At 66.7% G+C, this 23405-nt stretch carries 22 protein-coding genes; 8 read left to right on the forward strand and 14 right to left on the reverse strand.

Translation table 11 applies throughout. From position 1 onward, the window contains the following. Window positions 1–115: 115 nt before the first annotated feature. Window positions 116–922 (forward strand): Lpg1974 family pore-forming outer membrane protein, encoded by an 807-nt coding sequence (locus CLN94_RS03165; protein ID WP_096431050.1) that lies wholly within the window; start codon window positions 116–118, stop codon window positions 920–922. A 147-nt stretch (window positions 923–1069) separates the two neighbouring features. Here CLN94_RS03165 and CLN94_RS03170 read toward each other — a convergent pair whose 3' ends face one another. Continuing rightward, window positions 1070–2713: a CTP synthase gene (locus CLN94_RS03170; protein ID WP_096431052.1), complete on the reverse strand. Its 1644-nt coding sequence runs from the start codon at window positions 2711–2713 to the stop codon at window positions 1070–1072. 162 nt (window positions 2714–2875) lie between these two features. Further along, entirely contained in the window at window positions 2876–3241 is a 366-nt protein-coding gene (secG, locus tag CLN94_RS03175; protein ID WP_096431054.1) for a preprotein translocase subunit SecG, read from the reverse strand. A gap of 190 nt (window positions 3242–3431) precedes the next feature. Between secG and CLN94_RS03180 the strand changes: the two genes are divergently transcribed. The 3 genes from CLN94_RS03180 to CLN94_RS03190 are packed head-to-tail and all read left to right on the forward strand — an operon-like array spanning window position 3432 to window position 5600. Next, window positions 3432–4727, forward strand: a complete 1296-nt coding sequence (locus CLN94_RS03180; RefSeq protein WP_096431056.1) for an adenylosuccinate synthase — start codon at window positions 3432–3434, stop codon at window positions 4725–4727. Between the two features lie 4 nt (window positions 4728–4731). Next, a complete protein-coding gene (locus CLN94_RS03185; protein ID WP_096431058.1) occupies window positions 4732–5340 on the forward strand; it encodes an NAD(P)H-dependent oxidoreductase in 609 nt (202 codons plus the stop codon). Continuing rightward, window positions 5337–5600 (forward strand): DUF2842 domain-containing protein, encoded by a 264-nt coding sequence (locus CLN94_RS03190; RefSeq protein ID WP_096431060.1) that lies wholly within the window; start codon window positions 5337–5339, stop codon window positions 5598–5600. Before CLN94_RS03185 ends, CLN94_RS03190 begins: the two co-directional genes overlap by 4 nt. Before the next feature lie 20 nt (window positions 5601–5620). On the opposite strand, the gene CLN94_RS03195 is transcribed toward CLN94_RS03190, so the two are convergent. Beyond that, a complete protein-coding gene (locus CLN94_RS03195) occupies window positions 5621–8020 on the reverse strand; it encodes a hypothetical protein (RefSeq protein WP_143598871.1) in 2400 nt (799 codons plus the stop codon). Window positions 8021–8172: 152 nt separating this feature from the next. Between CLN94_RS03195 and CLN94_RS03200 the strand changes: the two genes are divergently transcribed. After that, window positions 8173–8817 carry a thiamine diphosphokinase gene (locus CLN94_RS03200; protein WP_342744519.1) on the forward strand — a complete coding sequence of 215 codons (645 nt, stop codon included), beginning with the start codon at window positions 8173–8175 and terminating at the stop codon, window positions 8815–8817. On the opposite strand, the gene CLN94_RS03205 is transcribed toward CLN94_RS03200, so the two are convergent. The 3 genes from CLN94_RS03205 to CLN94_RS03215 form a co-directional block, all read right to left on the reverse strand. Further along, window positions 8735–9703 (reverse strand): DMT family transporter, encoded by a 969-nt coding sequence (locus CLN94_RS03205; protein WP_096431066.1) that lies wholly within the window; start codon window positions 9701–9703, stop codon window positions 8735–8737. The two genes, CLN94_RS03200 and CLN94_RS03205, sit on opposite strands and share 83 nt — an antisense overlap. Before the next feature lie 191 nt (window positions 9704–9894). Beyond that, window positions 9895–10779: a formyltetrahydrofolate deformylase gene (gene purU / locus CLN94_RS03210; RefSeq protein WP_096431068.1), complete on the reverse strand. Its 885-nt coding sequence runs from the start codon at window positions 10777–10779 to the stop codon at window positions 9895–9897. A 191-nt stretch (window positions 10780–10970) separates the two neighbouring features. Further along, window positions 10971–11294, reverse strand: a complete 324-nt coding sequence (locus CLN94_RS03215) for a 2Fe-2S iron-sulfur cluster-binding protein (RefSeq protein ID WP_096431070.1) — start codon at window positions 11292–11294, stop codon at window positions 10971–10973. A 150-nt stretch (window positions 11295–11444) separates the two neighbouring features. Here CLN94_RS03215 and CLN94_RS03220 point away from each other — a divergent pair, with 150 nt between their 5' ends. Beyond that, complete coding sequence (locus CLN94_RS03220; RefSeq protein ID WP_179300215.1) at window positions 11445–11969, forward strand: peptidoglycan-binding domain-containing protein; 525 nt, start codon at window positions 11445–11447, stop codon at window positions 11967–11969. A gap of 55 nt (window positions 11970–12024) precedes the next feature. Here CLN94_RS03220 and CLN94_RS03225 read toward each other — a convergent pair whose 3' ends face one another. The 6 genes from CLN94_RS03225 to rpiA form a co-directional block, all read right to left on the reverse strand. Next, window positions 12025–13497, reverse strand: a complete 1473-nt coding sequence (locus CLN94_RS03225) for a DegQ family serine endoprotease (protein ID WP_096431074.1) — start codon at window positions 13495–13497, stop codon at window positions 12025–12027. Window positions 13498–13635: 138 nt separating this feature from the next. After that, the gene (locus tag CLN94_RS03230; protein WP_096431076.1) at window positions 13636–13827 is read right to left on the reverse strand and encodes a DUF2065 domain-containing protein; all 192 of its coding nucleotides are present in this window, start codon (window positions 13825–13827) and stop codon (window positions 13636–13638) included. Next, the gene (gene hflC, locus CLN94_RS03235; protein ID WP_096431078.1) at window positions 13824–14708 is read right to left on the reverse strand and encodes a protease modulator HflC; all 885 of its coding nucleotides are present in this window, start codon (window positions 14706–14708) and stop codon (window positions 13824–13826) included. Before hflC ends, CLN94_RS03230 begins: the two co-directional genes overlap by 4 nt. Continuing rightward, entirely contained in the window at window positions 14708–15850 is a 1143-nt protein-coding gene (gene hflK / locus CLN94_RS03240) for an FtsH protease activity modulator HflK (protein WP_096431080.1), read from the reverse strand. Before hflK ends, hflC begins: the two co-directional genes overlap by 1 nt. Before the next feature lie 93 nt (window positions 15851–15943). Next, window positions 15944–17299, reverse strand: a complete 1356-nt coding sequence (gene gor, locus CLN94_RS03245; RefSeq protein WP_096431460.1) for a glutathione-disulfide reductase — start codon at window positions 17297–17299, stop codon at window positions 15944–15946. 166 nt (window positions 17300–17465) lie between these two features. Then, window positions 17466–18251, reverse strand: coding sequence for a ribose-5-phosphate isomerase RpiA (rpiA, locus tag CLN94_RS03250; RefSeq protein ID WP_096431083.1), 786 nt, complete (start codon window positions 18249–18251; stop codon window positions 17466–17468). Window positions 18252–18512: 261 nt separating this feature from the next. Here rpiA and CLN94_RS03255 point away from each other — a divergent pair, with 261 nt between their 5' ends. After that, the gene (locus CLN94_RS03255; protein ID WP_096431085.1) at window positions 18513–19892 is read left to right on the forward strand and encodes an L-serine ammonia-lyase; all 1380 of its coding nucleotides are present in this window, start codon (window positions 18513–18515) and stop codon (window positions 19890–19892) included. Window positions 19893–19971: 79 nt separating this feature from the next. Here the strand turns inward: CLN94_RS03255 and purD are convergent, their stop codons facing one another. Further along, window positions 19972–21234, reverse strand: a complete 1263-nt coding sequence (gene purD / locus CLN94_RS03260; RefSeq protein ID WP_096431462.1) for a phosphoribosylamine--glycine ligase — start codon at window positions 21232–21234, stop codon at window positions 19972–19974. Window positions 21235–21301: 67 nt separating this feature from the next. Between purD and xseA the strand changes: the two genes are divergently transcribed. Further along, the gene (xseA, locus tag CLN94_RS03265; RefSeq protein WP_096431087.1) at window positions 21302–22843 is read left to right on the forward strand and encodes an exodeoxyribonuclease VII large subunit; all 1542 of its coding nucleotides are present in this window, start codon (window positions 21302–21304) and stop codon (window positions 22841–22843) included. A gap of 122 nt (window positions 22844–22965) precedes the next feature. Here the strand turns inward: xseA and CLN94_RS03270 are convergent, their stop codons facing one another. Continuing rightward, a complete protein-coding gene (locus CLN94_RS03270) occupies window positions 22966–23370 on the reverse strand; it encodes a hypothetical protein (RefSeq protein WP_096431089.1) in 405 nt (134 codons plus the stop codon). Window positions 23371–23405: the final 35 nt, after the last annotated feature.

Genomic DNA, 23405 nt, shown 5'->3' on the forward strand with positions numbered 1-23405 from the left:
TGATGCCACAGATCGGATGGAGCCTGCCCAAAGTCGGCCTGCGACTGTTGGTGGCGCGGCTTCCCTAGGGTAAGAAAGTGTTAAAGCAATTTAATGAACTCATGGAGACAGAAACATGAAGGCCACCTTCGCCCTTTCGCTCGTCGCTGCCCTTGCCGCGACCACCGCCTATGCCGAAGACGGGACCATGTCCTTCTCGCTCGAAGGCGGCTACCTGCTCGAAGGCAGCACCAACCACGTGCACTTCGGTGAAGGCGCCTACGCTGGTCAGCAGCAGGAATCGGATCATCAGGATGGCGTTTATGGCGCTGTCGGCATCCGCTACAGCATGCCGACCTATTTCATCGGTGTGAAATACGACTACGCTGATGTCGATCGTGGCGCGCCCTTCGATACCGACGTGTCGCCCGAGATGGGCATCATGACTCGCGTGTTCGACCTCGAATACGGCCGTGGCTTCAACCTCGCTGGCCACGACGCGGTCTGGACCGCCGGTCTGCGCTATGCCGACATGAACTTCACCACCGACAACTTCTCGGCCAGCAGCGGCCCGGAGCACAGCTTCACCGGCCTCGGCCTGCGCGTCGGTCTCGAAACCGATTTCGAGCTCTCGCAGCCGGGTTGGAGCGTTCTGGCCGATGGCGGCCTCTCGGTGCTTGACGGTTCGATCCGCTCGGGCGGTCGTGGTGGCTGGTCCTTTGGCGATGCGACCAACATCTCGACCACCGCAGTCGGTGTTGACCTGAAGCTCGGCGTCGAATTCAAGCAGAGTGACAAGGTCAGCTGGGTTGCTGGCTACCAGGCGAAATACTGGTCGAACGTCAATGTCGGTATCTCGGACGACAGCGGCTATGGCCTGAACGTCGGCAAGTCGGACATCCTCCTGCATGGCCCGTTCATCGGCATGAACCTGACCATGTAATCCGATCCGACGATCGCGATTATCAGGCCTGCCCCTCGGGGCGGGCCTTTTTGTTTCGGCCGGGGGAAAAGGCGCGATGGGGCCGGGCCGCATGAAAAAACCGGAGCCTCGCGGCCCCGGTTTCTCGAAACGATGTGAGCGGATGGCTCAGACCAGCCGGCTTTGCTCCAGGGCGGCTTTGACGAAGCCCGCAAACAGCGGATGCGGTGCGAAGGGCTTGGATTTCAGTTCGGGGTGGAACTGCACGCCGATGAACCACGGGTGGCCCTTGTGCTCGACGATCTCGGGCAGGCGGCCGTCGGGGGACATGCCCGAGAACACCAGCCCACAGCTTTCCAGCGGCTCGCGGTATTTCACGTCGACCTCGTAGCGGTGGCGGTGGCGTTCCTCGATCTCGGTCGCGCCGTAGACCTCGGCCACTTTCGAGCCGTCCTTGAGGCTTGCCGAATAGGCGCCCAGGCGCATCGTGCCGCCCTTGTCGTCGCTGACCTTGCGCTCGACGCGGTGGTTGCCCTGCACCCATTCTTTGAGGTGGTAGACGACCGGGGTAAAGCGTTTCTGCCCGGCCTCGTGGTCGAATTCCTCCGAGCCCGCGTCGGTCACGCCGGCCAGATTGCGCGCGGCCTCGATCACCGCCATCTGCATGCCGAGGCAGATGCCCAGATAGGGGATGCCCTTTTCGCGCGCATATTGCGCGGCGCGGATCTTGCCCTCGGTGCCGCGTTCGCCAAAGCCGCCGGGCACGAGGATCGCGTTGAACCGCTCCAGATGCGGGGCCGGGTCTTCGCGCTCGAAAATCTCGGCGTCGATCCACTCGGCCTTGACGCGCACGCGGTTGGCCATGCCGCCATGGGTCAGCGCCTCGGCGATGGATTTGTAGGCATCCTCAAGCTGCACATATTTGCCGACGATCGCGACACGCACCTCGCCCTCGGCATTGTCGAGCCGGTCCATCACGTCTTCCCAGCGCGTCATGTCGGGCTTGGGCGCCGGGGCGATGCCGAACGCGTCCAGCACCGCCTGATCGAGGCCGACGCGGTGATAGGCCAGCGGCGCCTCGTAGATCGACTTGAGGTCATAGGCCGGGATCACCGCCTCGGGGCGCACGTTACAGAACAGCGCGATCTTGGCGCGTTCCTTGTCCGGGATCGGGTGTTCGGAACGGCAGACCAGCACGTCGGGCTGGAGGCCGATCGAGCGCAGCTCCTTGACCGAGTGCTGCGTGGGTTTGGTTTTCAACTCGCCCGAGGCCGCGAGATAGGGCAGCAGCGTCAGGTGCATGAAGATGCACTGGCCGCGCGGCTTGTCCTGCGCGAACTGGCGGATTGCCTCGAAGAAGGGCAGGCCCTCGATATCGCCGACCGTGCCGCCGATCTCGCAGAGCATGAAATCGACCTCATTGTCGCCGATATTGATGAAGTCCTTGATTTCATTGGTGACGTGCGGAATGACCTGAATGGTCTTGCCGAGGTATTCGCCACGGCGCTCTTTCTCCAGCACGTTGGAATAGATCCGGCCCGACGAGACCGAGTCGGTCTTGCGCGCGCTTACGCCGGTGAAGCGTTCGTAATGGCCGAGGTCGAGGTCGGTCTCGGCGCCGTCATCGGTGACGAAAACCTCGCCATGCTCGAAAGGCGACATCGTGCCGGGGTCGACGTTCAGATAGGGATCGAGCTTGCGCAGCCGCACCGTATAGCCGCGTGCCTGCAGCAGGGCCCCCAGAGCGGCAGACGCCAGACCCTTGCCGAGCGAGGACACGACCCCGCCGGTGATAAAGACATAACGCGCCATGAAGATCCCCCGTGATCGTCCGAAATAGTCAGAATTCCGCAGGTCTGTGCAGACCGGCATCACGGGATTTAATGCTTACACGATTCGCGATCCGCCCGCAACCAGACCGCAAGCTGTAGGGCAGGCTGTCGCACCGCCCTCAATAAGTTGTAGACGAGTGCCTCAGTTGGCAGCCGGCGGCGTCACCGGAGCATCCGCCGCAGGCGGCGTGACCGGCGCATCATTGGCCACCGGGGCCGGCGTCGCGACCGGGGCTTCGACCGGCGCGGTTTCGGTCACGCGATCGACGACCGAACCCTCTTCGGCCTTGTTCGCCGCAAGGATCGTCAGCGTCACCGAGGTGACGAGAAAGCCCGCCGCAAGGATCCAGGTCATTTTTGACAGCGCGTTGGCTGCCTGACGACCCGTCATCACGCCGCCGCCGCCACCGCCCATGCCAAGGCCGCCCCCTTCGGAGCGTTGCAACAGCACCACGCCGATCAGCAGCAGTGCCAGAATCAGGTGGATCGAGAGGACGACGGTTTCCATTTGCGTGAACGAGCCTTCTTTCTATCGACGCGCCTACTTAGGCGAGCGGGGCGCGTGGCGCAAGGGACTTTCCCGCCTTTGTGCCGCTTCGCGTGGCGCCACCGCGCCGATCCGCGAAAACCCGCTTTCGCGCAGCCGCCACACTCGCTATAGGAAGTGCGGTTTTTCCAAAAGAGCCAAGGAGAGTCTCATGGCCAATGTCGTCGTCGTCGGCGCCCAGTGGGGTGACGAGGGGAAAGGCAAAATCGTTGACTGGCTGTCGGAACGCGCCGATGTGATCGCGCGCTTTCAGGGCGGCCATAACGCGGGCCATACGCTCGTGATCGACGGCAAGGTCTACAAGCTGCACGCGCTGCCCTCGGGCGTGGTGCGCGGCGGCAAGCTGAGCGTGATCGGCAACGGTGTCGTGCTCGACCCGTGGCACCTTCTGAAAGAGATCGAGACGATCCGCGCCCAGGGCGTCGAGATCACGCCCGAAACGCTGATGATCGCGGAAAACACGCCGCTGATCCTGCCGTTCCACGGCGAACTCGATCGCGCCCGCGAAGAGGCGGCCTCGAAAGGCACCAAGATCGGCACAACCGGGCGCGGCATCGGCCCGTGCTATGAAGACAAGGTCGGGCGCCGCGTGATCCGCGTGGCGGATCTGGCCGATGACGAGACCCTCGAGGCGCGCGTCGACCGGGCGCTGCAGCACCACGACCCGCTGCGCAAGGGCCTTGGCATCGAGCCGGTCGATCGCGAAGCGCTGCTCGCGCAGCTCAAGGACATCGCGAAAGACATCCTCCCCTTCGCCGCTCCGGTCTGGAAAGTGCTGAACGAGAAGCGCAAGGCGGGCAACCGCATCCTGTTCGAAGGCGCGCAGGGCTCGCTTCTGGACATCGACTTCGGCACCTACCCGTTCGTCACCTCGTCGAACGTGATCGCGGGGCAGGCGGCGACCGGCGTCGGCATCGGTCCGGGCGCGATCGACTACGTGCTGGGCATCGTCAAGGCCTACACCACCCGCGTCGGCGAAGGCCCGTTCCCGACCGAGCTGCATGACGCCGATGGCGAGCGTCTGGGCACGCGCGGCCATGAATTCGGCACCACCACCGGGCGCAAGCGCCGCTGTGGCTGGTTCGATGCGGCACTGGTGCGCCAGACCTGCGCGATTTCGGGGATCAACGGCATCTCGCTGACCAAGCTCGACGTGCTCGACGGGTTCGAGACGCTGAAGATCTGCGTCGGCTACGACCTCGACGGCACGCGGCTCGACTACCTGCCGACCGCCGCCGATCAGCAAGCGCGCTGCACCCCGATCTACGAGGAAATGCCCGGCTGGTCGGAATCGACCGAAGGCGCGCGTTCCTGGGCGGACCTGCCGGCGAATGCGATCAAATACGTGAAGCGTGTCGAAGAGTTGATCGACTGCCCGGTGGCGCTCCTGTCCACCAGCCCCGAGCGCGACGACACGATCCTCGTGACCGATCCCTTCGCGGATTGATCGGATGCGCGTTCTGTTGATCGACGGGCATCCCGATGCCGATCGGCTGAGCGCGCGCCTGCTTGACCTCTACGCTCTGGCGCTGCCCGAAGGGTGCGCGCCCGAGCGGCTGGCGCTGCGCGACCTGGATTTCGACGTGCTGGCCACGCGCTCTTACGAGGGCATGCCCGCGATGGAGCCTGACCTTGCGCGCCTGTTCGAGGCGATCCGCGCCGCCGATCACATCGTTCTGGCCTTCCCGATGTGGTGGGGCGGCGCGCCCGCGCTGGTGCAGGGCACGATCGAGCGGCTGTTCCTGCCCGGCCAGTCCTTTGCCTATCACGCCAAGGACCCGTTCTGGGACAAGCTGCTCAAGGGCCGCTCGGCTGATCTGCTGGTGACGATGGACACGCCGCCGCTGGTGTTGCGCTGGCTCTGGGGCTTCCCGATCGGGCGGCGTTGGAAGCGGCAGATCCTCGGCTTTGTCGGCATCCGACCGGTGCGCGTGCATTGCTTCGGCCCAGTGCGCCGGGGTGGGGCGGAACGTGGCCTGCCGCGCTGGCGCCTGCGGCTCGCGCGTGCCGCTGCCACCGCCTCCAAACTGAAACGACCGCCCAAGGGGAATACGCCATGAGCCTGTCATACAAAGCCCGCCGTCGTCTCTCGATCCTGGCGCTTGTCGTGGGGCTGCCCGCCTATATCGTGGCGGCTGTCACGCTGGTGAACTGGTTCGACGCGCAGTTTGGCCGCCTGCCGATCTGGGGCGAGTTGCTGGTCTATATCGGGCTCGGCTTCCTCTGGGCCCTGCCGCTCAAGCCGATCTTCACCGGTGTCGGGCGCGAAGACCCCGAGGCTGAACAAAATAAAACGGAGCGGCAGGGCCCCTCCGCCTGATCTGATCCGGGTGTTTCGCCTCAGGCCTGCTTGGCCTCGGCATAGAAGCGCGACGCCTCCGCGATCGCATATTGGCCGCGCTTCACCTTGGTGATCTTGCCCTGACGCAGCAGCGTGCCAAAAACCCGCAGCCGATCCTCGCGCGAGAAATCCGCGCCTTCGTCGAGGCTCGAGACCTTGCGCATGATCTGCGGCGGCGAGAAATGCGGCCGCCCTTCAATTTGCGAGGTATAGGCGGCGGCGGCTTCCAGCAGCTCGGCCAGGCCTTGCGTGTCGCGGCTTTCGGCGAATTCGGCAAAGCTGGTCGCCTCTTCCGCGCTCAGCGGGGGCGTCGCCTCGATTTCATCGCGCGGGGTCGCGGCCTGCAGTTCAACGGCCGCGATCCGGCGCGGGCGGACCGGCGCGGGTTCAGCGGGTGCGGCCTCGGCCTCGGGATGGTCGATGCGCTGCGCCGACACCAGAACCAGCGGCGCGGGGCGCTTCGGCTCGACCGAGGGGCGTTCGGTGCGGGCGCCACCCGTCACGACGGGGCGGCGCGGACGCACGGCCTTGTTCAGGTCGGCGCGATAGTCGCGGGTTTCGTCCGTGGGGGCCGCACCCTTGTCGTCCCCGCGCGAGCGGCGGTCGGCCACGGTCGCGGCCACGGCGGCCTTGAGATGGGCGATGGCCGAGAACCGGCGGCGCGTCTCTTCGGTGGCCCCGCGCGATTCGGCCTCTTCCATCAGGCGCGTGAGTTCATTTTCGTGATCGGTGCCTTCCGGCTCGGTACGCGTGCGCGGCTCTTTCTCGGGCAGCGGCAGCGTCGCGTAGATCGCGTCTTCGCCTTCGTCCTCGTCCAGCGCGGCGGCGGGGGCCTCTTCATCGGCCTCTTCGACATCGAATGCCTCGTCCTCGAACGCTTCGGCCTCGAGGTTCACATCCTCTGCAAGCTCGGCTTCCTCGAAGTCAACGGCCACAGGTGCATCACCCGCGTCTTCCTCGACCTCGGCCAGCTCACGCATCAGTTCGGCTTCGTCCTCGGGCGAAAGCACCGGCTCCGGCGCTTCGAACGCGCCCATCTCGTCGGCATCGATGGTTCCCGGCGCCTGCGCCTCCCCGGCGTCGAGGATCAGCGGCTCGACCCGGCGCACCTTGATCACACGGGCGCGCACCGGCTCTTGCTCGGGCTCCTGTTCCGGCGCTTCGGCCTGCGCAGCTTCAGGCTCGGCGTCCAGCGTTTCGACCGGCCCGGCGAGCGCCGCCGTAATCGTGTCGAGGTCGATGTCCTCGGCATAGACCGCGTCGGCGAACTCCGTGTCCGCGGGCTCGTCCTCGGCGTCCAACGCTTCGGCTTCGAGATCGTCCTCGAACTCCGCCCAATCGGCTTCGGCCTGAATCTCTTCGGCGTCGTTTTCCGAGGCGGCTTCCGGCGCCTCAACCTCGTCTTCGGCTTCAAGCTCGTCCTCGAAAGCCTCATCCTCGACGACTTCGGCTTCAGGCTCGACGGCGGTCATTTCCGCCTCGGTCTCGGGCTCTTCGATCACCGCCTCAGCCGGGGCGGCTTCGGCTGAGGCTTCGACCGGCTCAGGCGTCGGCTCCGTCGCCAGAATCAGCGCCTCGCGGGCTGCCTCCGCGATCGCGGCGCGGCGCAATGCCTGACGGCGCTGCGCACGGGCGAGACGACCGGCGCTCAGGTTGGGCTGGGGCGCCTCGGTTTCGGCGGGCTCTTCTGCGACCGGGGCTTCGACCTCGGGCATGACCTCCGCCGGAGCAGGCTCTGCCGCGACCTCTTCGGTTTCGGCAGCCTCTTCGGTAACCTCGGCGGGCGCCTCGTCGGACGCGTTCTCTTCGACCTCGACCTCGACCTCGGTCTCGTCCTCGTGCAGCGGGCCACCCATGTCGATCGCGTAATCGAAGGCGGGGGCGGCGCCCGAGACGGGCTCGTCGATCGTCTCGGCGAACTCGTCGTCATAGCTGGCCTGACGCGCGCTGGCGGCACGGGCATTGGCGACGGCGGCGCGGATACGCTGCAGCTTCATCGCAACGGAATCGGCTTCTGCGACCTCGGGCGCGGCCTCCGGAGCAGGCTGCGGCGCGGGGGGCGCTTCGGCAACGGGGCTCGGCGCAGGCGTCGCGGTTTGCGGCGCGGGGGCGGAGATCGGCGCAGGTTGCGCGGCGGGCTCTTCGGCGGCGCGCAGCACAAGGCCTTGTTTGTCGAGGCGCGCTTCGACCCGGCGGTTGATTTCGCGTTCGGCGATCTGGTGCAGCATCTCGGCGTCGGGCGTCGGCGGCTCGGCCCCGAAATAGCGGTCCTCGGCCGCGAGATCGCGGAAATACTCGGCGATCTTCTGCATCGTCTGGAAGGGTTGGTCAAAACCCTCGAGCGTGCAGGAGAAGGTCCCGTAAGATACGGTGAGAATTCGGTTATTCGCACCTACCATGACAAACTCACTTTCTTCTGGTCCGCTCTTACATCCAACATATTCGGGTAAACTGGTTCTTAAGCGTGAACGAAAAAAGGCATTTCAGAGGAATTTTGCGGGATGAGATTGCGTTTCGCTGCCGCAATCGGCATCTAACCTCAATGACGCACATGATTTTACAGGTTCGGACCGGGGTCACGCTTTTGGGCGGCGGAGCTGCATCTGCGGCCGATGTTGCCCATGCATTGACAATCGCGCCCGTTCTGGTGGCGGCCGATGGCGGCGGGGACCGGGCGCTGGAGCTGGGGCTGGAGCCCGAGGCGGTGATTGGCGATCTCGACAGTCTTTCGCAGGTGGCGCGGGCGCGTCTGGCGGGGCGCGTCCATCACATTGCCGAGCAAGACAGCACCGATTTCGCGAAATGCCTCTATTCCGTCGAGGCGCCGTTCTATCTGGCGCTGGGCTTCGACGGGCGGCGTCTGGATCACACGCTCTCGGCGCTGTCGGTCGTGGCCGCGCGGCCCGGGCAGCGGATCGTGATGCTGGCCGAGGAAGACGTGATCTTTCGGATGCCGCCCCGGCTTGCGCTTGACCTGCCCGCAGGTGCGCGCGTCTCGCTGATGCCCTTCGGCGCGTTTCGCGGCGAGTCCGAGGGGCTGCGCTGGCCGATCTCGGGGATCGGGTTCGCGCCCGACGGACGGATCGGCACCTCGAACGAGGCGACCGGGTCAGTCACGCTTCGGGGGGAAGGATCGGCGCTTGTCCTGCTTGAGAAAGCGCATCTGCGCGCCGCACTTTCCGGTCTCGGGCTGTGACGCGCTCGCGGTGGATCAGGTAAAGCCCCGAACCGGTGATGATCGCGATGCCGATCCATGACGAGAGGTTCGGGAAGTCGCGAAACACCAGATAGCCGAACAGCGTCGCGGTGATCATCTCGAAGTAATGCAGCGGCGCCAGCGTCGAAGAGGGCGCGAATTTCAGCGCGTAGCTCATCGAGATATGGCTTATCGTCGAGGCCAGCCCCACGCCCGCGCACCAGATCCAGAAGATCCCCTGCGGCAGGTCGAACCGCACCTGCTCGGCGCCAAGGCTGCCGCCGAGGGCCAGGAATGGCAGGCAGATCAGCACACCGTAAACGGCGGTCTGGAACTGCATCGGGATCGGGTGCACCTCGCGCGAGAGGCGCCGGGTGATCATCATGTAAAGCGCGAAGAACAGTGCCGTGCCCAGCGGAAACAGCGCCACCGTGCCGAACTCCGAAAACGACGGCTGGATCACGAACAGCGCGCCGATAAAGCCCACGACCGCCGCGCCCAGGCGCCGTGGCCCGACCTCTTCGCCCATGAAGAACCGCCCGATCAGCAAGATGATGAAGGGCTCGACAAAGGCGATCGCCAGCGCGTCGGCGATCGGCATCAGCCGCACGGCGGCGACGAAGGAAAAAGTCGCCAGCACCGAGAAGCCCGCGCGCGCCAGCCCCAGCCAGAGCAACCGCCCCGAAAGGGGCACCGCCAGAGAATGCCCCAGCAGCAGTGCCACCGGCGCCATCAGCAGCCCCTGCATCAGATAGCGTCCAAGCGTGACCGTGCCTACCGCGACCTCTTGTGCCGCGAGCTTCGAGGCCACGTCGATCAAGGGCGCGGAGGCGCAGAAGAACAGCATCAATGCGATGCCGGGAAGGATGCGGTCCTGGTCGTTCATGTCTCAATCGCTAGCGGGCGCCGGCGCCCGCGTCCATCGGGAAGTTGGGGGCTCTGCCCCCGACTGCGCAGGCGCAGTCTCCCTTGGGATATTTGTGGCAAAATGAAAGGGCTTTCATCGAGCCCGAAATACTCCGGGGGGTGAATTCGGGCCGGGAGGACCGAAGAGGGGGCAGAGCCCCCCTTTGCGCCTTAGCCCATCCGTTCCGACGCGTAGGAGCCGGGGGAGGCGGGGAAGACCACGGTCTTGTTCCCGTTCAGGAACACGCGCTGATGGATATGCGCGTGGATCGCGCGGGCGAGCACCTGCGCCTCGACATCGCGGCCGAGCGAGACGTAATCCTCGGGCGACTGGGCGTGGGTGATGCGCACCGTGTCCTGTTCGATGATTGGGCCTTCATCGAGATCGGCGGTCACGTAATGCGCCGTCGCTCCGATCAGTTTCACGCCGCGTTCATAGGCCTGCTTGTAGGGGTTCGCGCCCTTGAAGGACGGCAGGAAGGAGTGGTGGATATTGATGATCCGCCCCGACATCTTCTGGCAAAGCTGATCCGAGAGGATCTGCATGTAGCGCGCCAGCACCACCAGCTCGGCCCCGGTTTCCTCGACCACGGCCATCAGCTGCGCCTCGGCCTGGGGCTTGTTGTCCTTGGTCACGCGGATCTGGTGGAAGGGGATGTCGTGGTTCACCACGACCTTCTGGTAGGTCATGTGGTTCGAGATCACGCCCACGATCTCGATGGGCAGCGCGCCGATGCGCCAGCGATAGAGCAGGTCGTTCAGGCAATGGCCGAAATTCGACACCATCAGCAGGACCTTGGTCTTGTGCGAGGCGTCATGGATCGCCCAGTCCATGCCGAACGTGGCGGCGACCGGTTCGAAGGCGCCGCGCAGGGCCTCGACGCCCACGCCCTTCTCCGAAGTGAAGGAGACGCGCATGAAGAAATTGCCGGTCAGCGGGTCGTCATACTGATGCGAGTCGGTGATGTTGCAGCCCTGATCGGCCAAGCAATTGGCGATTGCCGCGACGATGCCGCGGGTCGAGGCGCATTTCACGGTCAGAACATAGGCCGTCATTCATCCATCCTTTTCGCTGTCTGCCAAGGCGTTGTGGGTCTCTAGCGCGGCGCGCAGACTTGCACAATCCTTCGAGCCCGCGTCTGCTGCGTGCAGGATTGCGACGGCGCGGCACGTAAAGGCGACGAAAAACGCGCGCGCCCCAAGCAGGACACGCGCGCCTTGATTGCCTTTGCTCCGCCGGGGCGCGATCAGATCTGTTTTTCGGGGATATGAACGACGAGCCCGTCGAGATCCTCGGTGACCTTGATCTGGCAGGTCAGGCGGGATTTCTCGGGGTCGGGCTTCCAGGCGAAATCGAGCATGTCGGCTTCCATCGCCTCTTTCGCCGGCACGCGGCCAACCCAGGCCTCGTCCAGATAGACATGGCAGGTCGAGCAGGCGCAGGCGCCGCCGCAATCGGCGTCGATCCCGGGCACGCCATTGTCGCGCGCGCCTTCCATGACCGTCTTGCCCGGTTTCACATCCACCACATGCTCGGTGCCGTTGAATTCGATATAGGTGATCTTCGCCATGTCTCGTGTCCGTTTGCGGAAATACTGCCTTGCGCAAGGGATGTAGGGCAATCGGCGGGGGAAGGCCAGAGCCAAGGACCGCCCGTGCCGGGGCCTTTCGTCGCGCGGGCTTTGCGGCTAGGAAAGGGCGGAACGGCAGGAGGCTGCGGGATGCGCGGTGCGATACTGGCCCTGGGCGGGGCGCTGATCTTGGGCGGATGCGGGGGCGCGGTTGCGCCCGATCCGGCGCCGGGTACCGCATTGACGCTGTCGCGCGCCCTGATGGAGCGCGCGCCCGAGGGCGGGCCGGGCTGCCCTGCCGAAGTGCAGATCCGCCCTGCGAGCTTTGGCACCGTGATGCGCGCGGTCGAACTGCGCCCGGCACGGATCGACCCGAAGACCGGCAAGGAACTGGAGCCCGCGGTTTACGAGGAACGCCCGTTCTCGGCGGTCGTGGACCCCGGCGAGGTGAAATATTTCGAAACCCTCTGCCGCGAACAGGCAACCCCCGAGTTGGTCGCCAACCTGCAACGCGCGTTGAAGGCGCGCGGGCTGTATCGCGGGGCGATCACGCGTCGCCTTGATGCGGGCACGCGCGCAGCGATCCGCGCCTATCAGGCGCCGCGCGGATTGCCGAGCGATGAGATCTCGCGCCGGGCGCTGATGGAGATGGGGCTCTTGGTCTGGGAAGACTGAGGCCAAATGAAAAGGGCGCCCGAGGGGCGCCCTTTCGGTTTCGGGGGAGGGGCGATCACTCGATCGGCAGCGCCACGAAGCGCGGCTCGCCACCGCGACGGATCAGCAGGAGGAGCGATTTGCGCCCCGCATCCTTGGTTTCGGCGATCCGCGCCTCCAGCTCCTCGATCGAGGCGACGGGCTTTTGCCCCGCCTCGGTGATCAGGTCGCCCGCGCGCAGGCCTTTTTCAAAGGCGGGGGCGGTTTCGTCGAGGGACTTGATGACCAGCCCGGTGGTGCCCGAGGGCAGGCCCATCTCGGTCGAAATCTCGGCGGTGAGCGGCGTGACCGTCAGCCCGAGAATATCCTTCTCGGTTTCCTGCGGCGCCTGCACGGCGGCCGGAACCGCCTCGCCCTCGGCCAGTTCGCGCCGGCCCAGCGTGACCATCAGCGTCTGCACCTTGCCGTCCCGCAGCACGGTCACCCGCACCGCCTCGCCCACCGGGGCGTCGGCCACACGGCGCACCAGATCCTTGGTGGTCTTGACCTCGCCGCCGTCGAAGCTGGTGATGATGTCGCCCGCCACGATCCCGGCATCACGCGCGGGACCTTCGGGCACGTCCGAGACCAGCGCGCCCTCAGCCGAGGCCAGCGCCAGCGCTTCGGCCATCTCGGGGGTCACGTCCTGAATCTTCACGCCAAGCCAGCCGCGCCGCGTCTCGCCGTATTCCTTGAGCTGGCCGACCACTTTCGACACCACATTCGAGGCCATCGAGAAGCCGATCCCGATCGAGCCGCCATTGGGCGACAGGATCGCGGTGTTCACGCCGACCACATTGCCGTCCATGTTGAACAGCGGCCCGCCCGAGTTGCCGCGGTTGATCGCGGCGTCGGTCTGGATGTAGTCGTCATAGGTGCCCGACAGCTCGCGGTTGCGCGCCGAGACGATCCCGGCGGACACCGAGAACCCTTGGCCCAGCGGGTTGCCCACGGCCATCACCCAGTCGCCCACGCGCATCTGGTCGGAATTGCCGAATTTGACGAAGGGCAGGGGCTTGTCGCTTTCCACCTTGAGCAGCGCGATATCGGTTTTCGGGTCGGTGCCGATCAGCTTGGCGTCGAGCTTGTCGCCCGAGAAGAACTCGATCTCGATCTCGTCGGCGCCCTCGATGACGTGGTTGTTGGTGACGATATAGCCGTCTTCCGAGATCACGAAGCCGGACCCCAGCGCGTTCGAGCGGCGCGGCCGCGAGGGGCCGCCGTTCGGCCCGTTCGGGAAACCGAAATCGCGGAAGAAATCCTCGAAGGGCGAGCCCTCGGGGAACATCGGGCCGCGATCGGCCGGGGTCGCGACGGTCGTCGAGGTGGTGATATTGACCACCGAGGGGCTGACTTGCTCGGCCAGATCGGCGAAGCTGTCGGGCGCGCCGCGCGCTTCGGCAGGCTCGATCGCGACAGGCGCAAGCGCCAGCATCACCGCCAGCATTGACGCGCCCACCGAGGCGCGCAGCAGCTTGGGCTTGAACAGGGTCATGGAAAGTTTCGTCATACTCGGCTCCCGATCGGTTGTCTCCGGGCTCGGGGAAGGGCCCGGGTGTTGTGTATCCGATAAATAGCTAGGGCCCGTCAGAGGCAAATGAAAGAGGATCGCATTCCGTCACTAAGGCGTGAGGGTGCGCAGGCGATCCTAACCCCAAAGCTTCACGCCCCACAACAGCGCAACGCCGATCGCCAGCGATACCAGCCCCAGCATCCGCCGCTGCTCGGGGCCGATCCGCGCGAGGAAATCCAGCGCCTCCTCGATACGCGAAGGGGCCAGCGCAAGCGCCAGCCCCTCGAAGGCAAGAACCAGCCCGAGGCCAGTCAGAACCCAGATCATTTCTGCGCCGTTCCGAGGCTTTCGAGGAACCGCTCGTAATCGAAATAGACGCTGTCCGGCTGGGTCACCAGCGACGAGGAATTCGGCTTCATGCTCTGCGCGTAGAATTGCAGCGCGCGGGTGAAGGCGAAGAAGTCCGGGTCGCGGCCATAGGCATCGGCATAGATGCGGTTGGCTTCGGCATCGGCCTCACCGCGGATGATCTCGGCCTCCTTGCGGGCTTCCGAGGTCAGTTCCACCACCGAACGGTCGGCCTGTGCGCGCACGCGCTGGGCCGCTTCGCCGCCGCGCGCACGTTCATCCGCCGCCTCGCGTTCGCGCTCGGCGCGCATCCGCGCGAAGGTCGCCGCAAGGTTCTGCTCGGGCAGGTCGGTGCGGGTCAGACGTACGTCGATCACGTCGATGCCGAGCGAGCGCGCCTCGCGCCGGGCGAGGTCGCGGATGCGGTTCATCAGCGGCGTCCGGTCGGCCGAGAGCACCGCCGTCGAGGGCACCGAGCCCAGAACTTCGCGGATCGCGGCGTTGACGATGGAATCGAGGCGCGACTTGGCGACATTCTCGCCGCCCGGGCCGACAGCCTCGCGGAAATCGACCAGATCGACGATGCGCCAGCGCGCGAAGGCATCCACCACCAGGCGGCGGTCGTCGAGCGGCGTCACCTCAAGCGGGCGCGTCGGCAGCGACAGGATACGGTCGTCATAGGTCACCACGTCCTGGATGAAGGGCAGTTTGAAGCCCAGGCCTGGGTCGGATTTCACCTGCTTGACCTGACCGAATTGCAGCACCAGCGCGCGCTCGCGCTCGTCCACCACAAAGACCGAAGACAGCGCGATCGCACCGGCGATCACGGCGATCGGAAGCAACATAGCCGTTTTCAACATTATTTCGCTCCCTCCTGGCCGGTCGATTTACGCAGCTGATCCAGCGGCAGGTAGGGCACCACGCCCGAGCCCGCAGCGCTCTGGTCGACGATCACCTTGTCGAGGCCTTGCAGCACCGAGCCCATGGTCTCGAGATAGATCCGGCGTTGGGTCACCTCGGGGGCCTTGATGTATTCGGCGTAGATCGAGTTGAAGCGCGCGGCGTCCCCTTCGGCGGTGTTGACGATCCGCGCCCGATAGGCTTCGGCCTCCTCCTTGAGCTGGGCAGCCTCACCACGCGCACCGGCGGTGACGCGGTTGGCATAGGCATCGGCCTCTTTTTCCAGCTTGTCGCGTTCCTGTTGGGCGGCCTGCACGTCGCGGAAGCTGTCGATCACTTCGCGCGGCGGGTCGGCGCGGTTGAAGTTGACGCGCACGATGTTGATGCCGGCATCATAGCTGTCGAGCGTGGCCTGCACCGCCGAACGCAGATCGGAGGCGATCACGCCCCGGTCGCGGTTGAGGATCGGCGCCAGTTCCGAGCGCGCGATGATGTCGCGCATCGCCGATTCCGAGACCGCGCGGATCGTGTCGACCGGATCGGCAAGGTTGAACAGGTATTTCGCCGGATCGTTGATGTTCCAGACGACCTGGAATTCGACATCGACGATGTTCTGGTCGCCGGTCAGCATCAGGCCCGAATCCGAGCCATCGCTCGTGCCCTTGCCAGAGCCGACATCAACGGTCTGTTCGCGCGTCACCGGCACTTTCTCGAAGGTGACGACCGGCCAGGGCGCGAAGTTCAGGCCCGGATTGCCGGTGGAGTTGTAGCGCCCGAACATCAGCTCGACCGAGCGTTCCTCGGGCTTGACGGTGTAGAACGACCCGTAGGCCCAGAGCCCCGCCGCGATCAGCGCCGCCACGCCCAGCGTCTGGCCAAGGCCCGGCCCGCCAGTGCCGCGTGCGCCGCCCGACGGCTTGCGCCCGCCCGAGCCGCCACGCCCGCCCATCAGCACGCGCAGCTGCTCGGAGCCCTTGCGCATGAATTCCTCAATCTCGGGAATCTGGGGTCCATCGTCGGGGCGGTTCTGGCGCGGGGGCCGGGAGTCGCGGTCGTCGTCTCCGCCGCCGCCACCGCTGCCCCAGGGGCCGTTGTTACTCATGTCGTCCTCACCTTTCGTTGGTCTTTCTTGCCAGTTGTGGCCTCGCGCGCGCGGTTTCAAGAGCCGCGCGCCGCCAGAAGCCCGGCGTTTGCGTTATTCGTGGCGCACGGGCGCGCGCATCGTCACCAGTTCCTCGGCGGCGGTCGGGTGCACGGCCACGGTCGCATCGAACTGCGCCTTGGTTGCCCCCATCTTCATCGCGATCGCCACCATCTGGATCATCTCGCCCGCGTCGGGGGCGACGATGTGGCAGCCGAGCACACGCTGGCTGGCCTTGTCCACCACGAGTTTCATGAAAACCCGGTCCTCGCCGCCGGCAAAGCCTGATTTCATCGGCTTGAAGCTGGTCACGTAGACCTCGACCGGGCCGCGCGCGCGCGCCTCGTCCTCGGTCATGCCGCAGGTGCCGAATTCGGGTTGGGTGAACACCGCTGAAGCGACCAGCTCGTGATCGACCTGCCGGGGCTTCGCGCCAAAGACGGTATCGGCGAAGGCATGGCCCTCGCGGATCGCGACCGGCGTCAGCTGAATGCGGTCGGTCACATCGCCTACCGCGTAGATCGAGGGGATGTTGGTCTGCGACCAGCCATCGACCACCACTGCGCCATTCGCAGCCAGCTGCACGCCCGCGCCCTCAAGCCCGAGCCCCTCGGTATTGGGCACGCGGCCGGTGGCGTAGATCACCGCGTCGAACTCCTCCACGCAGCCGCGCGAGCAACTGACCACGCGGGTGTCGCCCCGGCGCTCGATCTTGTTGACCACGACGCCGGTGTGGATCTCGATGCCGCGCGCGGCCATGCGATCAACGATCACGTCGCGTGCCTCGCTGTCGAAGCCGCGCAGCAGCGCCGAGCGGTTGTATTGCACGACCTTCACGCCGAGCCCGTTCAGGATGCAGGCGAACTCGCAGGCGATATAGCCGCCGCCGACGATCAGCACGCGGCCGGGCAGGGCGGGGAGCTTGAAGATCTCGTTCGAGGTGATGACATGCTCGGCGCCGTCGAAATCGGGCACGAAGGGCCGCCCGCCGACCGCCACCAGAATATGCTTGGCCGAGATCACCCGGCCATCGGCCAGACGCACCTCATGCGGCCCCTGAACGGTGGCGCGCTGGTCAAAGACCTCGACGCCCGCGTTCTGCTGGCCGCGCCGATAGATCGCCTCGAGCCGGTCCAGCTCGGCATCCATCTTGGCGCGGAAGGTGCCCCAGTCGAAAGCCCCGAGGCTCGCCTGCCAGCCATAACCCTTCGCTTCCTCGATCGCGGCGGGCACGCCCGAGGCATAGACCATCAGCTTCTTCGGCACGCAGCCCCGGATCACGCAGGTGCCGCCCATGCGGTATTCCTCGGCCAGCGCGACGCGCGCGCCATGTTCCGAGGCCGCGATACGTGCCGCGCGCACGCCACCCGAACCACCGCCGATCACGAAGAGGTCGTAGTCAAAGCTCATCATCTGTCCTGTCATTTCGGCCTGCCCGTCGCGGGCGTTGCACAGGACTTAGCTTTGCTCCCCCCTCGGGGCAAGGCGTGCTGCGGCAAAAGGCGTCAGGGCAGGGGGCATAAAAACAAACGCGGCCCCCGAAGGCGCCGCGTCAAGTCCTGCCCTTTAGGCGTCATCAGTCGAGATCGGAGAAGATATTGGATTCTTCGGCGAAATCGACGCGGCCCTGCGTCACGGTGCCTTCATTGATATCGCGCACCTCGACCTCGCCCTCGGCACCGCCGATGATCACGATGTCGCACAGGTCGATGAACAGCCCGTTCTCGACCACGCCCGGGATCTGGTTCAGCACGAGGCTCAGCTGGCGCGGATTGCCGATCCGCTTGAGGTGGCAATCGACGATGTAATTGCCCTCGTCGGTCACGAAAGGCTTGCCGCCGTTCTGGCGCAGCGTGGTTTCGCGCCCCATCACATCCATCGAGACCAGCATCTCTTCGATCAACGCGCGCGTGGTCTGCCAGCCGAAGGGCACGACCTCGACCGGCAGCGGGAAGGCGCCCAGATGCGCCACTTCCTTGGCCGCGTCGGTAATCACGATCATCTGGTCCGAGGCCGTGGCCACGATCTTTTCCTGCAACAGCGCGCCGCCGCCGCCCTTGATCAGGTTCAGCTCGGGGTCGAATTCATCGGCGCCGTCGATCGTGACATCGAGCCATTTCGCCTCGTCGAGCGTGACCACCTCTATACCCAGCTCACGTGCGAGTTCCGCAGTGCGCGTGGAGGTAGGCACGCCGGCGATTTTGAGCCGTTCCTCGCGCACCCGCTCGGCCAGGCAGCGCACCATCCAGGCCGCGGTCGAGCCGGTGCCAAGGCCCACCTTCATCCCGTCCTGGATAAAGTCGACGGCACGGCGCGCGGCGGCGAATTTCGCCTTGTCGATGGGGGAAAGTTCGGCGGGCATCGGCGGTCTCCTAAGCTGGGTCGGGTCGGTTATAGGAAATCCCGGGAACGCAGGCGAGGGCAAAAAACGTCCAGAAGCGCGCATCAGGCGACCGCGCGATGCGCTGCCTGTTTTGCGGGCGAAACCAAGCTGCTGCGCGGCGCGTGCGGGCAGGGGCGGGCCGTTCCCGGCGCCCCGCGCCCCCGCTTTCGCGCGCCAAAGCGTCGTTTTCACGCGCGGCTCCGGTGCCGTCCGTGGCAAGATGGCGAAAACGGAGAGCCCATGTTCCTCAGCGTCTTCGACATCTTCAAGATCGGCGTCGGCCCGTCGTCTTCGCATACGATGGGGCCGATGGTGGCCGGTGCGCGCTTTCTGGACCGGCTGCGCGGCTCGCCCTTCCACGCGGCGGGGCTCAGGGTGCGGCTGCGCGGCTCGCTCGCCTTCACCGGCAAGGGCCACGCGACCGACCGCGCCGCGATCCTCGGGCTCGCGGGCTTCCTGCCCGAGACCTACGCCCATGACGCCGCCGAAGCGGTGCTGGCCGAGAACCGCCGCACCCACCAACTGGTGCCGCCCGGGCTTGGCGCGCTGGCCTTCGACCCCGAGGCCGATCTGATCTTTGACTACGGCCCGCCGCTGCCCGGCCACGCCAATGGCATGGTGATCGAGGCGCGCGACGCGCAGGGCGACGTGCTTTTGCAGGAGATCTACTACTCGATCGGTGGCGGCTTTGTGCTGAGCGAGGCCGAGCTGGCCGCGGTGGACGAGGCGGCGAAAACCGCGCCCTCGCCGGTGCCTTACCCGTTCCGCTCGGCCGCCGAGATGCTGTCGATGGCGCGCGCCTCGGGGCTCACGATCGCGCAGATGAAGCGCCGCAACGAGGCCGAGTTCCGCAGCGCCGCCGAGATCGACGCGGGCCTCGCGCGGATCTGGCAGGTGATGTCCGACTGCCTCGATCGCGGCCTCGCCAACGAGGGCCTCCTGCCCGGCGGGCTCAATATCCGCCGCCGCGCCCATGCGATCCATCAGGCGCTGCAGGCCGAGCGCGGGCTGAACCTGACCGCGCCGCATGTGGTGAACGACTGGATCTCGACCTATGCGATGGCGGTGAACGAGGAAAACGCCGCCGGCGGGCAGGTGGTCACGGCGCCGACCAATGGCGCGGCGGGGGTGGTGCCTGCGGTGATCCGCTACTGGCTCGATCACGTTCCGGGCGCGAGCCGCGCGAAAGTCGGAGACTTCCTGCTGACGGCGGCGGCGATCGGCGGGCTGATCAAGGCGAATGCCTCGATCTCGGGCGCGGAATGCGGCTGTCAGGCCGAGGTCGGCTCGGCTGCGGCGATGGCGGCGGCGGGCTTCGCGGCGATGCTGGGCGGCACGCCCGAACAGGTGGAAAACGCCGCCGAGATCGCGCTCGAACATCACCTCGGCATGACCTGCGATCCGGTCAAAGGTCTCGTTCAGGTGCCCTGCATCGAACGCAACGGGCTGGGCGCAATCAAGGCGATTTCCGCCGCCTCGCTCGCCTTGCGCGGCGACGGCCAGCACTTCGTCCCCCTCGACGCCGCGATCGAGACGATGCGCCAGACCGGGCGCGACATGCACGCGCATTACAAGGAAACGAGCCTCGGCGGGCTCGCCGTCAACGTGCCGAACTGCTAGCGCCCGCACCCTTCATTTTGCCGGAAATATCCCGGGGGAGGCCGCAAGGCCGGGGGCAGCGCCCCCAAACCCCGCGCGATCAGAGCGCGCGCCAGCCGATATCCTTGCGGCAGAAACCCTCGGGCCAGTCGATCTGATCGACCATCGCATAGGCCCGCTCGCGCGCCTCCTGCAGCGTCGCGCCGCGCGCGGTGACGTTCAGCACACGGCCCCCGGTCGCGACGATCTTGCCGTCCTTCTCGGCAGTGCCCGCATGGAACACCATCTGCGAGGCGGTCTCGGGCAGCGCATCAAGGCCGCGGATCTCGGTGCCTTTTTCATAGCTGCCCGGATAGCCCTTGGCCGCCATCACCACGGTCATTGCGTGATCGTCGGCCCAGGTCACCCTGATCTGATCCAGCCGCCCCTCGGCGCAGGCCAGCATCAGGTCAAGCGCCTGCGCGCCCATCCGCAGCATCAGCACCTGGCACTCGGGGTCGCCGAAGCGCACGTTATATTCCACCAGCCGCGCGCGACCGTTTTCAATCATCAGCCCGGCATAAAGCACGCCCTGGAACGGCGTTCCGCGCCGCGCCATCTCGTCGATCGTGGGCTGCACGATCTCGCGCAGCGCCTGCGCCTCGATCTCGGGGGTCAGCACCGGGGCGGGCGAGTAGGCGCCCATGCCGCCGGTATTCGGGCCGGTGTCGCCATCGCCCACGCGCTTGTGGTCCTGCGCGCCGCCCACGGCGAGGATCGACTTGCCGTCAGACAGCACGAACAGCGAGGCTTCCTCGCCCGCCATGAATTCCTCGATCACCACCTCGGTGCCCGCCGCGCCGAAAGCGCCGCCGAAAATTTCCTCAAGCCCGTCAAGCGCCTCTTGCAGGCTCATCGCGACGATCACGCCTTTGCCCGCGGCCAGACCGTCGGCCTTGACCACGATGGGCGCGCCCTGCTCGGTGACATAGGCCTTGGCGGCGTCCAGATCGGTAAACCGCGCATAGCCCGCCGTCGGCGCCGCGCAGGCGTCGCAGATTTCCTTGGTGAAGGACTTCGAGGCTTCCAGCCGAGCCGCCGCCGCCGAAGGGCCGAAGCACAGCACACCCGCCTCGCGCAGCCGGTCAGCCACGCCCGCCGCCAGAGGCGCCTCGGGGCCGATCACCACGAAGTCGATGGCGTTTTCCTCGACGCAGGCCAGAACGGCGGAAGCATTGCTCGGGTCGATCGCCACGCAATCGGCGATCGCGGCCATGCCCGCATTCCCCGGCGCCACCAGAAGCCGGTCGCATTTCGGGTTTTGCTTGATCGCCCAGGCCAGCGCATGTTCGCGCCCGCCGCTGCCCAGCACCAGAATGTTCATCGCTTCCCCCTTGGCCATTCGTCCCGAGCCTTCTAAGGTCTTGTCCCGTTACAGGCAAGGCGCGCGGATGGATCTGATCGACACTCCCGAGACGGGCGGCAACGCCCATGACTACACCGTTTCCGAGATCTCGGGGGCGGTGAAGCGCACGCTCGAAGACCAGTTCGGCCGCGTGCGCGTGCGCGGCGAGGTGGGTCGCGTCTCGATGCCGCGCTCGGGGCATCTCTATTTCGACCTCAAGGATGACAATGCGGTGCTCGCCGCGGTCAGCTGGAAGGGGCAGGTCGCGCGCATGCAAATCCGCCCCGAAGAGGGGATGGAAGTGATCGCGACGGGGCGGCTCACGACCTTTCCGGGCCAGTCGAAATACCAACTGATCGTCGACAGCGTCGAGCCCGCGGGCGCTGGCGCGCTGATGGCGATGCTCGAAGCGCGCAAGAAGGCGCTGGCCGACGAAGGTCTGTTCGACGCAGCCCGCAAACGCCCGATCCCGTGGTTGCCGGAGGTGATCGGCGTCGTCACCTCGCCCTCGGGGGCGGTGATCCGCGACATCCTGCACCGGCTGCGCGACCGCTTTCCGCGCCGCGTGCTGATCTGGCCGGTGGCGGTGCAGGGGCAGGCCTGCGCCCCCGAGGTCACCCGCGCGATCCGTGGTTTCAACGCGCTCGCGCCCGGCGGGCCGATCCCGCGCCCCGACCTGATCATCGTCGCGCGCGGCGGTGGCTCGCTCGAAGATCTCTGGGGCTTCAACGAGGAATCGGTTGTGCGCGCCGCCGCCGAAAGCGCGATCCCGCTGATCTCGGCGGTGGGGCATGAAACCGATACCACGCTGATTGACTATGCGTCCGACCGGCGCGCGCCCACGCCCACGGCGGCCGCCGAAATGGCGGTGCCGGTGCGGGCCGAGCTAGCCGCGTGGCTGTCCGAGGCCGAGGCGCGCATGGCCCGCGCCACCCGCGCCCGCCTCGATCAGCGCCGCCAGCGCCATGCCGACCTGTCGCGCGCGCTGGGCCGCCCCGAGGCGCTGCTGCAACCCGCCCGCCAGCGCTTTGACCTCTGGGCCGACCGGCTCGCCCCCGCGCTGCGCATGGCCACGACCCGCAAGCGCGCCGCCTTCGCGCCGCTTGAGGCGCGGCTCTCGCCGCTGGCGCTGACCCGCTTCATGGCCGAAGAACGCCGTCGCTTGCAGGGGCTGGCCGAACGCCTCGCCCCGGCGCTTGCGCGCACCCGCGCCGAGGCCGCCCGCGCCAACGCCCGCGACCGCGAGCGGCTGAACGGGCTCTCCGAACGCCTTGCGCTGGCCCCGCGCGCGCGGCTCGAAGCGCTGGCCGAACGCCTCGACCGGATCGACCGGATGCGCCAGACGCTGGGCTATACCGAGACGCTGAAACGCGGCTATGCCGTGGTGCATGGGGCCGAGGGGCTGGTGACTTCGGCCATGGCTGCTGCCGGAGAGTCGATGCTCGAGATCCAGTTTCAGGATGGCCGTATCGTGGCGCAACCGCAAACCGCGACCGATCCCGCGCCGCCCACGCCTCAGGCCGCCGCCAAGCCCGCGCGCAAGCCCGCGAAAAAGCCCGCCCCGCCCGAACAGGGCAGCCTGTTCTGACGCTTGCGCCTGCGTCGCGGACGGAAGCCTCCGGCGGGAGTATTTAGCGCTCGATGAAAGGGCGGGCTTTCATTTTGCCGTAAATATCCCGGGGGAGGCCGAAGGCCGGGGGCGGAGCCCCATCAGACGCCGACGTCCGGACCCTGGCACACCAGCGGTTCGGGGCTTTCCGACAGGCCGACCAGCGGCTCGTTCTGCGACTGACCCCGGAAGCGCGCGACCAGATCGGGCCCGCGTTCGTGGAAGGTCCAGCATTGCAGGCCGTTCTCGTCCTGATAGTCGAAGCAGATGAACGCGCCCGCCTGAAACCATGTGCCCTCCTTGCACTGACCCTCGGCGAAGGCCCAGAGCACCTTTTGGCCGGGCATGTATTGCTCGATCCCGTAGGGCTGGCCGCCGACCGAATAGGTGATCGTGCGCCCGACCGTGCGCGCGTCAAAGGCGGCCGCATCCATCGGCGGGCCAAGCTCTTGCGCGGCCAGCGGTGCTGCGAGGAACAGGAAAGTGGAAAGAAGCGCGCGTTTCATGGCCTCAGCCTGCCACGGGGCGCGCGGGCGCGAAA

This window comes from Pseudothioclava arenosa (assembly GCF_002358085.1).
GTDB lineage: Bacteria > Pseudomonadota > Alphaproteobacteria > Rhodobacterales > Rhodobacteraceae > Pseudothioclava > Pseudothioclava arenosa.